The 12,583-nt window shown below is 69.5% G+C and carries 12 protein-coding genes; 2 read left to right on the top strand and 10 right to left on the bottom strand.

Annotated elements, in window-relative coordinates; all coding sequences use genetic code 11:
- Positions 1 to 160 precede the first annotated feature (160 nt).
- The 9 genes from BLS74_RS06925 to BLS74_RS06880 all read right to left on the bottom strand — a co-directional run bounded on the left by BLS74_RS06925 (position 161) and on the right by BLS74_RS06880 (position 9,130).
- Positions 161 to 1,750, bottom strand: coding sequence for an STAS domain-containing protein (locus tag BLS74_RS06925; RefSeq protein ID WP_093104000.1), 1,590 nt, complete (start codon positions 1,748 to 1,750; stop codon positions 161 to 163).
- A 32-nt stretch (positions 1,751 to 1,782) separates the two neighbouring features.
- Entirely contained in the window at positions 1,783 to 2,427 is a 645-nt protein-coding gene (gene dksA, locus BLS74_RS06920; RefSeq protein WP_093104176.1) for an RNA polymerase-binding protein DksA, read from the bottom strand.
- 567 nt (positions 2,428 to 2,994) lie between these two features.
- Positions 2,995 to 4,041 carry a CobW family GTP-binding protein gene (locus BLS74_RS06910; RefSeq protein ID WP_093103996.1) on the bottom strand — a complete coding sequence of 349 codons (1,047 nt, stop codon included), beginning with the start codon at positions 4,039 to 4,041 and terminating at the stop codon, positions 2,995 to 2,997.
- Positions 4,042 to 4,121: 80 nt separating this feature from the next.
- Positions 4,122 to 5,324 (bottom strand): class I SAM-dependent rRNA methyltransferase, encoded by a 1,203-nt coding sequence (locus BLS74_RS06905; protein WP_093103995.1) that lies wholly within the window; start codon positions 5,322 to 5,324, stop codon positions 4,122 to 4,124.
- A complete protein-coding gene (locus BLS74_RS06900) occupies positions 5,321 to 6,337 on the bottom strand; it encodes a tyrosine recombinase XerC (protein ID WP_093103993.1) in 1,017 nt (338 codons plus the stop codon). The genes BLS74_RS06905 and BLS74_RS06900 overlap by 4 nt, the downstream gene beginning before the upstream one ends.
- Positions 6,321 to 6,938, bottom strand: a complete 618-nt coding sequence (locus BLS74_RS06895; RefSeq protein ID WP_170855527.1) for a YdcF family protein — start codon at positions 6,936 to 6,938, stop codon at positions 6,321 to 6,323. Before BLS74_RS06895 ends, BLS74_RS06900 begins: the two co-directional genes overlap by 17 nt.
- The gene (locus BLS74_RS06890; RefSeq protein WP_093103992.1) at positions 6,935 to 7,624 is read right to left on the bottom strand and encodes a DUF484 family protein; all 690 of its coding nucleotides are present in this window, start codon (positions 7,622 to 7,624) and stop codon (positions 6,935 to 6,937) included. The genes BLS74_RS06895 and BLS74_RS06890 overlap by 4 nt, the downstream gene beginning before the upstream one ends.
- Positions 7,621 to 8,487, bottom strand: a complete 867-nt coding sequence (dapF, locus tag BLS74_RS06885; protein WP_093103990.1) for a diaminopimelate epimerase — start codon at positions 8,485 to 8,487, stop codon at positions 7,621 to 7,623. Before dapF ends, BLS74_RS06890 begins: the two co-directional genes overlap by 4 nt.
- A 7-nt stretch (positions 8,488 to 8,494) precedes the next feature.
- A complete protein-coding gene (locus BLS74_RS06880) occupies positions 8,495 to 9,130 on the bottom strand; it encodes a 2-hydroxychromene-2-carboxylate isomerase (RefSeq protein ID WP_093103989.1) in 636 nt (211 codons plus the stop codon).
- 21 nt (positions 9,131 to 9,151) lie between these two features.
- Here BLS74_RS06880 and BLS74_RS06875 point away from each other — a divergent pair, with 21 nt between their 5' ends.
- Together BLS74_RS06875 and BLS74_RS06870 are read left to right on the top strand one after the other, a co-directional pair.
- Entirely contained in the window at positions 9,152 to 10,690 is a 1,539-nt protein-coding gene (locus tag BLS74_RS06875) for a SidA/IucD/PvdA family monooxygenase (protein ID WP_093103987.1), read from the top strand.
- The gene (locus BLS74_RS06870) at positions 10,690 to 11,586 is read left to right on the top strand and encodes a LysR family transcriptional regulator (protein ID WP_093103986.1); all 897 of its coding nucleotides are present in this window, start codon (positions 10,690 to 10,692) and stop codon (positions 11,584 to 11,586) included. The genes BLS74_RS06875 and BLS74_RS06870 overlap by 1 nt, the downstream gene beginning before the upstream one ends.
- Here BLS74_RS06870 and BLS74_RS06865 read toward each other — a convergent pair.
- On the bottom strand, positions 11,574 to 12,560 hold the full coding sequence (locus BLS74_RS06865; RefSeq protein ID WP_093103985.1) for a tripartite tricarboxylate transporter substrate binding protein: 987 nt from the start codon (positions 12,558 to 12,560) through the stop codon (positions 11,574 to 11,576). The genes BLS74_RS06870 and BLS74_RS06865 overlap by 13 nt on opposite strands.
- Positions 12,561 to 12,583: the final 23 nt, after the last annotated feature.

Genomic DNA, 12,583 nt, shown 5'->3' with positions numbered 1-12,583 from the left:
ATATGGCGACGGCTGGCGCGAATGCAAGCCGAATAAGCGTAGTGCCCTCGTGAGCTTGAGAGACTATATCGGCCGCCGCCGGGCCGCCCCAAGGCGGCCGAGCCCCCCTCGGGGGGTGGAGAGAAAAACACGCAGCGAAGCGAAGTGAAAAGCCGGGGGCCTAGTTCGCTCTGACTGCGACCTCGGCGTGGTCGGCAATGCCGATCACGCCGAAGAAGGCCGCGATCAGCCGGTGCGCGTCCACGAAGGCCACGCGCTGTTCGCGCGCATCGCGGGCCGTGACCCAGTTCAGGAGCGTGCCGGCCGCCACGAAATCGATGCGCACCAGCGCCGCGCACGACACCGACAAGTTCGGTGCGCCGACCAGCTCCGTATCGAGTCGCTCCCAGGTCGAGAGCGACTCGCCCACGAGCTCCCCCGCCAGCGTGCTGTGGCCGATGGGTCCGGCCGGCGCCAGGTCGTCGCCGGGCTCGTCGTCGATGGCCGAGATCGCGAATCCGGACGCCGGCTCCGGTGCGGGCCCCTGCGGCTGTGCTTCGAGCTCGCCGAAATCGCCCTTCGGGTCTTCCCAGGGCGGCGGCGACACCTCGTAGGTGATGCAGTAGTTGAGCGCCAGCAGTTCGAATTCGTCGGCCCGGTGCATGACTCGCAAGGCGGCCATGTGCAGCTGCCACCAGACCGCATCGACCTGGCGGTTGTTGACGGGCGTGGCCTCGGTGAGCACGATCAGCAGGCGATCGCTGCCGGCAAAGCGCAGTTGCACCGCCGAATCGGCCCAGTGGTTGAACAAGGCGCGCAGCGGCCCGGCGGCATCGGCTTCGATGGCGTCGAGCGCATTCCAGTCGAGCTTCCACGATGCGCCGGCCGCGGCGAGCGCACGGGTGAGGCCGAGCAGGCTTTCGCGCGTCAGCCGCGCGGGGCTCGCCCAGTCGGCGCCGCCGACCGGTGCCGCCCTCGGCGCCGATTCGCTATCGGCAGCCGCCGAGGCCTGGACATTGCGCGCCAGCGCGCGCAGCGAAATCCATTCGGGCGCAGCCCGCTTCATGTGCTGCGCATAGCGAACGCCGGCGGCCGCGAACTTCTCGGCATCGCCGGTGGCCCGGTAAAGGTCGAGCAAGGCGAGCCAGGTGTCGTCGTGATCGGCGCTCGGGCTGTCCGGCGCCAGCGTCTGCAACAGGATGGCTTCGGCGCCGGCATCGTCGCCGTGGGCGAAGCGGATGGCGGCTTCCTCGATGCTGCCGTCGTAGACGGAGCGTGCGCCCTGCTGCCCGGTCGCCCCGGGGGGCGGCGGCACGCCGGGCACGGTGTCGGCATAGGCGCGCGCATGCTGAGCGGCCATGTCGGAGTTCCGGGAAGCCGCGCCGTCGGGGCCGGCTGCGCCTCCAGGCCCGCGGTTCTTCCACCATTGCTGCGACATCTGCTCTTCGATCTCGTCGATCTTCTTGAGCGTGAGCGCCCGGCCCTCGGTCTTGCCCGAGGTGCTGCTGACGTTGAAGGAGGACGGCGTGGCCGCGGCATCCCGGCCGCCGGCCGCCTCGCGCTGGCGCAACTTGCGCAGCATGTCGAACTCACGGCGGCGCACGAAGTCGTTGCGCTGCCGCCGCTCGATCATTTCCTTGAGCATCTCGCGGCTGTAGCCGTTCTCGAGCTGCGACGACTCCTCGGCGTCGAGCTCGGACCAATCCTTGAGCGGATTGCGAACGAACTTCGCAACCTTCGACAACAAGCGACCGGAATCTTCCTTGGCCATGCGCAGCGTCTCCCCTTCGGCTTCGTGAAAGATCAGTCGCCGAACATCTTCTGCTTCAGTTCACGACGCTGTTGCGCCTCCAGGGACAGTGTGGCGGTCGGCCGGGCCAGCAGGCGGCCGACACCGATCGGCTCGCCGGTTTCGTCGCAGTAGCCGTAGTCGCCGGCGTCGATGCGCTGGATCGACTGCTCGATCTTCTTGAGCAGCTTGCGCTCGCGGTCGCGCGTGCGCAGTTCGAGCGCATGCTCTTCCTCGATGGTGGCGCGGTCGGCCGGGTCCGGCACGACCACCGTGTCTTCGCGCAGATGCTCGGTGGTCTCGCCGGCGTTCTCGAGGATGCCGCGCTTGAGCTCCTGCAGCTTGAGGCGGAAGAAGGCCATCTGCTTCTCGTTCATGTACTCCGAATCCGGCATCGCGATCACCTCGGCATCGGTGAGTTCGTGGGCCGGCTTGCTCTTCCAGTTGTTGGCCAGCTTCGGGTCCTTCTTGACGGCGATGGGCGGCGGCGGCACCAGCGGGTTCGTCGTGATCTGGACGAAGCTCGATTTGGCCGCGGTGGAGGCCACCGACTGGGGCATGGAGGGCACGGTCAGCTGCGACAGCCGCGAAACGCGTCCGCCGCGTGCGGGGGCAGGTGTGGCGGCGGGGGTATTGGTGGGGGTGGTCGGAGTGGTCATGGAAGGTGTCGCCGTGGCGGGAGTGGAGGCGGCAGCCGCTTTTTTCACGGGAGTCGGTGATGCAGCATGTGCGGTGGCACGAGGGCCGGCCGCCTTGGTTGACGAAGCGCCTGCACTCGCCGTCGTGGTCTTGCTCTTGGCAGGGGCCTTCGACGGCGCGGCAGACTTGACTGGCTTGACCGGAGAAACCTTCTTCGCCGCGGGCACAGCCTTCTTGGCAGCCGGTGTCTTCTTGACCGCCGGCTTGGTCACGGGCTTGGCTTTGGCGACGGGTTTCTTCACGGTGACTGGCTCCTTCGACGAACGTTGTCAGGGTGCTCGCCGGTGGCGAACCCCGGGGTTATACCCCCGAAAGCAGGCCAGAAACGTGCGCAGTCCTATGCCGAAAGTCACACATCCCCATAAAGACAGGACAGGTGCGCTCCCGGAACAGGCGCGCGATTGTATAGACAAAGAATGTTGGCCCTCGGCTTTTCACTTCGCTACGCTGCGTGTAACTCCACCCCCCGAGGGGGAGGCGCAGCTCGCCTTGGGGCGGCCCGGCGGCGGCCGCCTCGCGCTCGATCATCAGACCAGGCACTGCTCCAGGCCCTGCTCCAGGATTTCGCGCGGCAGGTCGATGCCGATGAAGACCATGCGGCTGTTGCGTTCTTCGTCCGCGCCCCAGGCCGGGCCGAGGTCGCTGCCCATCAGCTGGTGCACGCCCTGGAAGATCACCTTGCGCTCGGTGCCCTGCATGTGGAGCACGCCCTTGTAGCGCAGCATGCGCGGGCCGTAGATGTTGACGATGGCGCCCAGGAAATCCTCCAGCCGCGCCGGGTCGAAGGGCCGGTCGGCGCGGTAGACGAAGCTTTTCACGTCGTCGTCATGGTGATGGTGGTGGCCGTGGCCCTCGTTCGCATGCGAAGGGTGGTCGCAGTCCTCGCCGTGTTCGTGGTCGTGGTGCTCGTGCTCGTCTTCCTTGAGAAAGTCCGGGTCGATGTCCAGCTTGGCGTTGAGGTTGAAGCCGCGCAGATCGAACACGTCTTTCAGCGGCACCTCGCCGAAATGCACCTTCTGCTGCGGCGCGCGCGGGTTCATGTGCTTGAGCCTGTGGATCAGCGCCTCGGTCTCGTCGGCGGCGACCAGGTCACTCTTGCTGATGAAGATCTGGTCGGCAAAGCCGACCTGGCGGCGCGCCTCCTGGCGGTCGTTGAGCTGCTGCGGCGCATGCTTGGCGTCCACCAGCGTGAGGATCGAGTCGAGCAGGTAGCTCTCGGCGATCTCGTCGTCCATGAAGAAGGTCTGGGCCACCGGGCCGGGGTCGGCCAGGCCGGTGGTCTCGATCACCACGCGGTCGAAATCGAGCAAGCCCTTGCGCTTCTTGGCCGCCAGCAGTTGCAGCGCCTCGCGCAGGTCCTCGCGGATGGTGCAGCAGATGCAGCCGTTGCTCATCTGCACGATCTGCTCCTTCGACTCGGTGACCAGGATGTCGGTGTCGATGTTCTCTTCGCCGAATTCGTTCTCGATCACCGCGATCTTCTGTCCGTGCGCCTCGTTCAGGATGCGCTTCAGCAAGGTCGTCTTGCCGGCGCCGAGGAAGCCGGTCAGGATGGTGGCGGGAATGAGGGCCATGAAGTGCTCCGGGGGTGGAATCGGGGAAAGGCGGAAAGTTTAGCGACGGCGGTCCGGCCGCGCTCCGGCAAGGGCAAAAGCTATTTGCGCACCACCACCAGGCCCTTCAGGTACTCGCCCTCGGGGAACTCGATGGTCATCGGGTGGTCCGGCGCGGCGCCCAGGCGCTCGCTGATGTAGCCGTCGACGCCGGCATCGATGCCGGCGCCGGCCACGATCTTGTGGAACAGGTCGGCGCCGATGCCGCCCGAGCACGAAAAAGTCAAGAGCACGCCGCCCGGCGCCAGCAGCTTGAGCGCCAGCCGGTTGATGTCCTTGTAGGCCCGCGCGGCGCGCTCGGCGTGGGCGACGGTGGGCGCGAACTTGGGCGGATCGAGCACGATGGCGTCGAACACCCGGCCCTCCTCGATGAAGCGGCGCAGCGCGGCATTGACGTCGGCATCGAGGAACTCGGTGCGCGCGCCTTCGAAGCCGTTCAAGGCGACATGCGCACGCGCGCGCTCCAGCGCTGGCAGCGAGGAATCGATGGACACCAGCTCGGCGCCCTCGACCGCGCCGGCCGCCTTCAAGCCCGCGAGCGCCGCGACCGTGAAGCCGCCGGTGTAGCAGAAGCAGTTGAGCACGCGGCGAAAGCGGCGATGCCGGGCCAGTTCGGCAAAGCGCCGGCGGCTGTCGCGCTGGTCCAGGTAGAAGCCGGTCTTGTGGCCGGTCGCGATGTCGAGCGTGAGCTGCCAGTCGTGCTCGCGGATCGTGAGCTCTGTGGGACCGCTGCCGCGCAGCCAGCCGGTCAGCGGCGCGAGGCCCTCGCGCTCGCGGCCGCTCGCGTCGGAGCGTTCGTAAAGTTTTGCAAGACCGGTGGCAGCCAGCAAAGCATCGGCCAGCACCTCCTTCCAGCGCTCCACGCCGGCCGACAGGAACTGCGCCACCAGCGTGTCGCCATAGCGGTCGACGATCAGGCCCGGCAGGCCGTCGGCCTCGCCGTGGACCAGCCGCACGCCGTCGCTCTGCAGGTCGAAGAGCTGCCGGGCTGCGACCGCACTCGCGACACGCGCCCCAAAAAAGGCCGCGTCGATGCGCTGCTTCTCGTCGAAGCTCCAGGCGCGGGCGCGAATCTTCGAATGCGGGCTGAAGGCCGCCCAGGCGAGGAACTTGCCCTCGTCCGATTCGATGCGCACCGTCTCGCCCGCATCGCCGCCGCCTTTGGCGATCGCCGATTCGAAGACCCATGGATGGCGGCGCTGCAGCGAGCGCTCCTTGCCGGGCCGAAGACGCAGAAGTTTCATGGCTTGTTCTTGCTTTTTTGGGCGCGCACCGATGCGCCCTCGTCGCGCGCGTGCGCCCGCGGATGCGCCGCGTCGTAGGCCTTGGCCAGGTGCTGGAAATCCAGCCGCGTGTAGACCTGCGTGGTTGCGATGTTGGCGTGGCCCAGCAGCTCCTGCACCGCGCGCAGGTCGCTGCTGGACTGCAGCACGTGGCTGGCAAAGGAATGGCGCAGCATGTGCGGATGCACCGGCGCGGCCAGGCCGGCCTTGAGGCTGCGCTGGCGCAGCTGCTTCCAGACCGAATGGGGGGAGAAACGCAGGCCGTTGCGGCCGATGAATAGCGCGGCGGCGTTCGCCGGATCGCGCAGTCGGGCGGCCTCGAGCGCGCTGCATTCGTTGCGCACCGCGAGCCAGGCCGCAAGCGCCCCGGCCGCCTTGCCGCCCACCGGCACGATGCGGCGCTTGCTGCCCTTGCCGAGCACGCTGGCTTCCTGCGCATCGAGATCGACCCAGCCGCGCGCGGTGTTGCTGGCGCGCACGTCCAATCCGGTCAGTTCGCCGACGCGCAGGCCGCAGCCGTAGAGCAGTTCGACGATCGCGCGATCGCGCGCCTCGGCCCAGGGGTCGGCATCGGCGTCGTGCAGGTCGGCCAGCTGCACGGCCTCGTCGACCGCCAGCGCCTTCGGCAAGGGCCGAGCTGCCTTGGGCGCATGAACGTCCTGCACCGGGTTCGCGCCCACCAACCCCTCGTTGCCGAGCCATCGGTAGAAGCCGCGCCAGCACGAGAGCACCAGCGCGATGCCGCGCGCTTCGCGGCCGGCGCTGTGCAGTTGCGCCATCCAGCGCCGCACGTGGACGGTCTGAACCTTGTCGAGCGCCAGACCGCCCGCCTGGGTCTTCTCGGCCAGCGTCTTCAGATGGATGGCGTAGAGCTCGACGGTACGCGCCGCGAGCCGGCGCTCCACGCGCACGTGCTCGAGGTACTTCTCGACCAGTGCCGGGGTCGCGATCTGCGACTCAGTGGAGGTATCCATTGGCGGCATTGTTCACGATGGCAAGCGGCTCGCGCAACGCGCCCTTGAAGAGCATGCCCCAACGGCGCCAGCAGGAGGTCGGCGCCGCGGCGTATTGCAGCTCGAACATCCGGTCGAAGCCGGCCGCGCGCGCCAGGCGCTCCACGCGCCACAGGTGGTAGGGCTCGGACACGATGATCACGCTCTTCACGCCGGCTGCCTGCAGCACGGCGCGCGACATCGAGAGGTTCTCGCGCGTCGTCGACGACACGGGCTCCAACAGCAGCGTGCCCGTGTACCCGGCGTCGCGCGCATGCTGCTGCATCACCTCGGCCTCGACGCGCCCGTCCTCGCGGTCGATGCCGCCGGACAGCACGAGCTGGCGCACGCGTCCCTCCCGCGCCAGCGCGATGCCGGTGTCGACACGGCCGGTGAGGCAGGGGTTGGGCTTGCCGTCGCGATACGCGCGGTTGCCGAGGATCAGTGCCGCATCGGCCGCGCGCTGGGGCGGATGGCCCAGCAGGTCGAGCGCATGCAGCCAGATCGTGATCGCGATGGCTGCATAGCCCAGCAGCAGGACCCCCAGCGCGCCGAGTACCGCGCGCCTGAAGCCGCGGATCAAGGCCGCAGCCGCGAGAGCGCGCCCGAGGCCAGCTCGGCGATGCGCTCCAGGAAGTCGGTACCCATCTCGGCATTGAAGCGCTGCGCGTCGGGCGATGCCAGCACCAGCAGGCCGAAGGCCGGCGCTTCGGCGTCGGGCCGCAGCGGAATCAGCGCGATCGACACCGCGGCACGCGGCTCGGCCAGCCAGTTGGCGGCTTCGAAGCCGGCGTTCAGGCCGCAGTACGGCGCCGTCAGCGAGGTGGCCAGCGCCTTCACGTCGTCGCTGACCCACTGCGCGTACGGCTCGTTGAGGTAGCTGCTGTCGCAGTCCCAGATCTTGATCGCGGTCTGCGGCACCAGGAACAGCGTCTGCAGCTGCTCGGCGATCTGGGTCGGCAGCCCGCGCGGGTCGCGCGTGGTCAGCAGGCCGCGCGTCCAGCGCTGCAGCCGGTCGGCCGTGACCACGTTCTCGGTGCCATGGCGCACCATGTCCATCACCCGGTGCTCCAGCGCCTTGATCTTCTCGCGCAGCATCTCGGCCTGCCGTTCCTGCAGGCTCACTGCGCGGTTGCCGTGCGGGCTGGTGAGCTGCACCTGGCCCAGCAGCTGCGCATGGCGTTCGAAGAAGTCCGGCGTGTTCGAGAGGTAGTTGGCGATGTCGTCTTCGGTGATCGGGTTCATGGCGTTGGAGTTGAATTTGTTCATGGCACTTCGATTTCGCCTTCGAACACGGTGTCGGCGGGCCCGGTCATCAGCACCGGAGCGCCGTCGCCGGCCCATTCGATGGTGAGCAGTCCGCCGCGGGTCTGGACGTCGACCCCGGTGTCGAGGCGGCCGAGACGGATGCCCGCGACCACCGCGGCGCAGGCGCCGGTGCCGCAAGCCAGCGTTTCGCCGGCGCCGCGCTCGAACACGCGCAGGCGCACGTGCGTGCGGTCGACGACCTGCATGAAGCCGGCGTTGACGCGCTGCGGGAAGCGCGGATGGTGCTCGATCGCCGGACCCTGGGTGGCCACCGGCGCCGTCTCGACGTCCGGCACGATCTGCACCGCATGCGGGTTGCCCATCGACAGCACGGCCACCGACACCTTGGCGCTTTCGGCGTGCGTGCCCAGGGTCAGGTGCCAGGTGTGCCAGGCGCCGTCGTGTTGCGGGTCGAGGCCGGCGGTGTCGAAGGGCACGCGTGCGGGCTCGAAGATCGGCGCGCCCATGTCGACCGTCACGCGGCCGTCGGCGCCCATGTGCGGCTCGATCACGCCCGAGAGCGTCTGCACGCGCACCGTGTCCTTCGGCGTGAGGCCGTGCTCGCGCACGAAGCGCATGAAGCAGCGCGCGCCGTTGCCGCACTGCTCGACCTCGCCGCCGTCGGCGTTGTGGATCACGTACTGGAAATCGATGCCCGCCGCCGGCGAAGGCCGCACGGTGAGGATCTGGTCGGCGCCGACGCCGAAGTGGCGGTCGGCCAGGAAGCGGTACTGCGCCGCACTCAGGCCCAGCGCGCCACGGGTTTCGTCCAGCACGACGAAGTCGTTGCCGGCGCCCTGCATCTTGGTGAAGCGGATTCGCATCGGGGGATTATCCGCCGCGGCCAGCCCTGATCCGGTCGATCGCCCGGTCGAGGAAGGCCAACCGGTCCTGCCCCCAGAAGCGCTCGCCCTCGAGGATGAAGGTCGGCGCGCCGAACACGCCCTTCTCCACCGCCTCGGCGCTGTTGGCACGGTAGCGGGCCTGGGTTTCGGGCCCCTGCTCCAGCGCCTGCAGCGCGGCGCCGTCGTAGCCGTTCTCGTCGGCGACCGCGATGCGCACCGCGGCATCCGAGGTGTCGCGTTCCTCGGCCCACAGCGCGCGCAAGAGCGCATGCGAGAGCGGCTGCGCATCGAGCCCCTGCAGCTGGGCGGCGATCACCATCCAGCCCGGGTACTTGTTCCAGTTCGGATCGGCCGGCGGGCCCTTGGGATAGTGCTTCGGCTCCAGGTTGAGCGGCATGCCCAGATACTCGCGCCAGCGCGCGAGTTCGAGCGCATGGTAGGTGCGGCGCGGCTCGGGCCGCGTCTTGAGCGGAATGCCGCCGGTCTGCGGCACCACGGCCTGGAAATCGTAGGGCTTGAGCACGAGCCGCACGTGGTGGCGGCGCACGATGTCCTGCAGTTGCGGACCGCCGAGATACGCCCAGGGCGAAGAGAGGCTGTAGTAGCAGTCGAGTTCGATCATGTTCTGGATTATCTTCAGGCGATGCCTGACGACCTCTCTTCCGACGCCCTGCCGCCGGTGCCTGTGCAATTCACCGCGAGCCCGCGCGATGCGGCGGCGCTCGAAAAGCTGGCTGCGCAAGTGCGCGCCGATCTCGAGCGCATCAACCTGCCGCCGCCCGCCTGGGTGCTGCCGGCCGAATCGGCCGATGCCGACACGCCGGTGCTCGACGTGCTGGTGGCCGGCGCCGGCATGTGCGGCCAGACCGCCGCCTTCGCATTGCGCAAGGAAGGCGTGACCCACATCCGCGTGATCGACCGCGCCGCGCGCGGCGACGAAGGCCCATGGGGCACCTATGCGCGCATGCTCACGCTGCGCAGCCCCAAGCAGGTCGGCGGCCCCGAGCTCGGCGTGCCATCGCTTTCTTTCCGCGCCTGGTACGAGGCGCAGCACGGCATCGAAGGCTGGGCTGCGCTGCACAAGATCGGCCGCATCGACTGGCGCGACTACCTGCTGTGGGTGCGCGACACCGTCGGCCTGCCGGTGGACAACGGCGTCGCGCTGCGCTCCGTGTCGCACAGCGACGATGGGCGGCTGCTCGCGGTCGAACTCACGGACCCGCAGGGCCGGCGCGAAACCGTGCGCACGCGGCAGCTGGTGCTGGCGCTGGGCCGCGACGGCAGCGGCGCGCCGCGCTGGCCGTCTTTTCCGTCCTTGCGGCGCGACGACCCGCACACGGCCGGCCGGGTGTTCCATTCGGCCGACGCGATCGACTTCGCCGCGCTGGCCGGCAAGCGCATCGGCGTGCTGGGCGCTGGCGCCTCGGCCTTCGACAACGCGGCCTGCGCGCTGGAGGCCGGCGCCGCGGAGGTCGTGCTGTTTGCGCGCCGGCCGCAATTGCCGCAGGTCAACAAGAGCAAGGCCGCATCGAGCCACGGCTTCCTGCGCGGCTTCGAAGGCCTGGACGATGCGCGCAAGTGGCGCGTCTATACCTACATCTTCGACGAGCAGGTGCCGCCGCCCTGGGAAACCGTGCGCCGCTGCGATGCGCACGCGGCCTTCACACTGCTGCTCGGCACGCCCTGGCTGGACGTGGCGCCCGATGCGGAAGGCGTGGAGGTCAGCACGCCGAACGGCGGCAGCGAACGCTTCGACGCCGTGATCTTCGGCACCGGCTTCGACGTCGACCTGCTCGACCGCCCCGAGATCGCGCGCTACACGCCGCTGGTCGACACCTGGGCCCAGCACGTGCTGCCCGAGGAGGCGCAGCGCTATCCCGAGCCGGCGCGCTTCCCCTACCTGGGTGCGGGCTTCGAACTGCGCGGCCGCACGGGCGTCGCCGGCAGCACCGAGGCCGAGGCGCTCTCGCGCATGCGCCTGTTCAACTGGGGCGCCACCATGAGCCACGGCGCGCTGGCGGGTGACATCCCCGGCCTCGCGATCGGTGCCACGCGCCTGGCCCACGCGATCGCGCGCGACCTGTTCGTCGAGGACGCCGACCGCCACTGGGCGCGCCTGCTGGCACACGATGAGCCGGAACTGATCGCGACCCGCTGGTACGCGCCGGACAAGCGAAGCTGATGGACACCCGCCAGATGCGCTGCATCCTCGCGGTCAGCGAGGCCGGCAGCCTCACGCGCGCGGCCGAGCAATTGGGCCTCGCGCAGCCGGCGCTCACGCAGACGCTGAACCGGCTCGAGCGCGAGATCGGCACGCCGCTCTTCACGCGCACGCGGCGCGGCGCCACGCTGACCGAGGCCGGCCTCGCGATCGTGGAGGACGTTCGCGCCAGCCTGGCCCACGCCGACGCGGCGGCCGAGCGCGCCCGGGCCATGGCGGCGGGCCGCGCAGGCCGGCTCACCATCGGCTTCGTGACCCATGCCATCTACGAGGTGTTGCCGCGCGCGCTGCGCCTGCTGCGCGCCGCCCATCCGCAGCTCGACGTGGTGCTGCGCGAGATGAGCAATGCCGAGCAGGTCGACGCACTGGCGGGCGGCCGCATCGACATCGCGCTGCTGCATCCGCCCGTGTCCTTCAATGCCAAGGTGAACGAGCAGCGCCTGGGCGAGGATCCGATGGTGGCCGCACTGCCCGCCGCCTACGAGGTGGCCGCCGACGGCTGCGTGTCCCTGGCCGAGATCGCGCAGCATGGGCTGGTCTGGTTTCCCGAGCAACAGATTCCGGCCCTGCGCAGCCAGCTGCTGGGCGCGATCCGCCGCGCCGGCCACCAAGTGCAGGTGGTGCAGGACGCCAACCGCACGCTGACCGTGCTGGCCTGTGTGGCCGCAGGCCTCGGCTGGTCGCTGCTGCCGCGCTCGGTGCATGCGCTGCGCCATGAAGGCGTGCGCTATGCCGAGGTGCGCGACGGCGCGGACCTGCCCGCCTTCGAGCTGTCGGCGATGTGGCTGGCACGCTCGCGACCCACCTTTGCCGATGCGTTCGCCGAATTGCTGGGCCCCGTACCTCAATCGAGCTGAAGCTTGTTCTCCTTGGCGAGCCGGCTCCACTTCGCGAGCTCGGCGCGGCGGAACGCATCGAGCTCTGACGGATCGGAGCCGATCACCTCGGCGCCCATGGCCTCCAGCCGCTGGCGCACCTCCGGGTCCTTGACGGTGGCGGCGATCTCCTTCGAGAGCCGCGCGATCACCGCAGCCGGCGTGCCCGCCGGCACGAAGACCGCATTCCACTCGTACATCTCGTAGCCCGGCAGGCCCGACTCCGCGAGGGTCGGCACCTCGGGCAGCACCGGCGAGCGCGTCTTGCCGCCGATTGCGAGCGGCCGCAGCTTGCCGCTCTGGATGTAGGGCATGCCCGAACCCAGGCTGGCGAAGAACACCGGCACCTGGCCCGCCATGACGTCGGTGAGCGCCGGGCCGCCGCCCTTGTAGGCCACGTGCGTCATGCGCGTCTTGGCCATCGAATCGAAGAGCTCGGCCGCCAGATGCGGCGAGGACCCGTTGCCCGAGGAGGCGTAATTGATCTCCCCCGGCCGCGCCTTGGCTTGGGCGATCAGGTCCTTGACGCTCGCGATCGGCGCACCGGGATGCACCACGAGGATATTGGGCACCTTGACCAAGAGCGAGACCGGCGCGAAGTCGCGCAGCGTGTCAAAGGGCATCTTGCTGCGCAGGGCCGGGTTCTGCGCATGGTTGGAGGCGTCGAGCATCAAGGTATAGCCGTCGGCCGGGCTCTTGGCGACCAGCTCGCCGCCGATCGCGCCGCCGGCGCCGCCGCGGTTGTCGATCACCACCGGCTGGCCGAGCCGGGCCGAGAGCTTGGGTCCGATGATGCGCGCCACCGCATCGACCGTGCCGCCCGGCGGATAGGTCACGACCAGGCGCACCGGCTTGGCCGGCCAGGCTTGCGCCTGTGCGCCGAGGGCTGCGAGCAGCAGGGTCGCGCCGCCCGCGGCACGGATGAAGGCGCGCGCGAAGCGTGAGGGATGGAACATCGGTGTCTCCTTCGGGCGCCGAT

It is taken from the genome of Variovorax sp. CF079, assembly GCF_900101545.1.
In the GTDB taxonomy this organism is placed as follows: Bacteria; Pseudomonadota; Gammaproteobacteria; order Burkholderiales; family Burkholderiaceae_C; genus Variovorax.
Note: the sequence above shows the minus strand (reverse complement) of the source record. Positions and strands in the feature narration are given on the sequence as shown.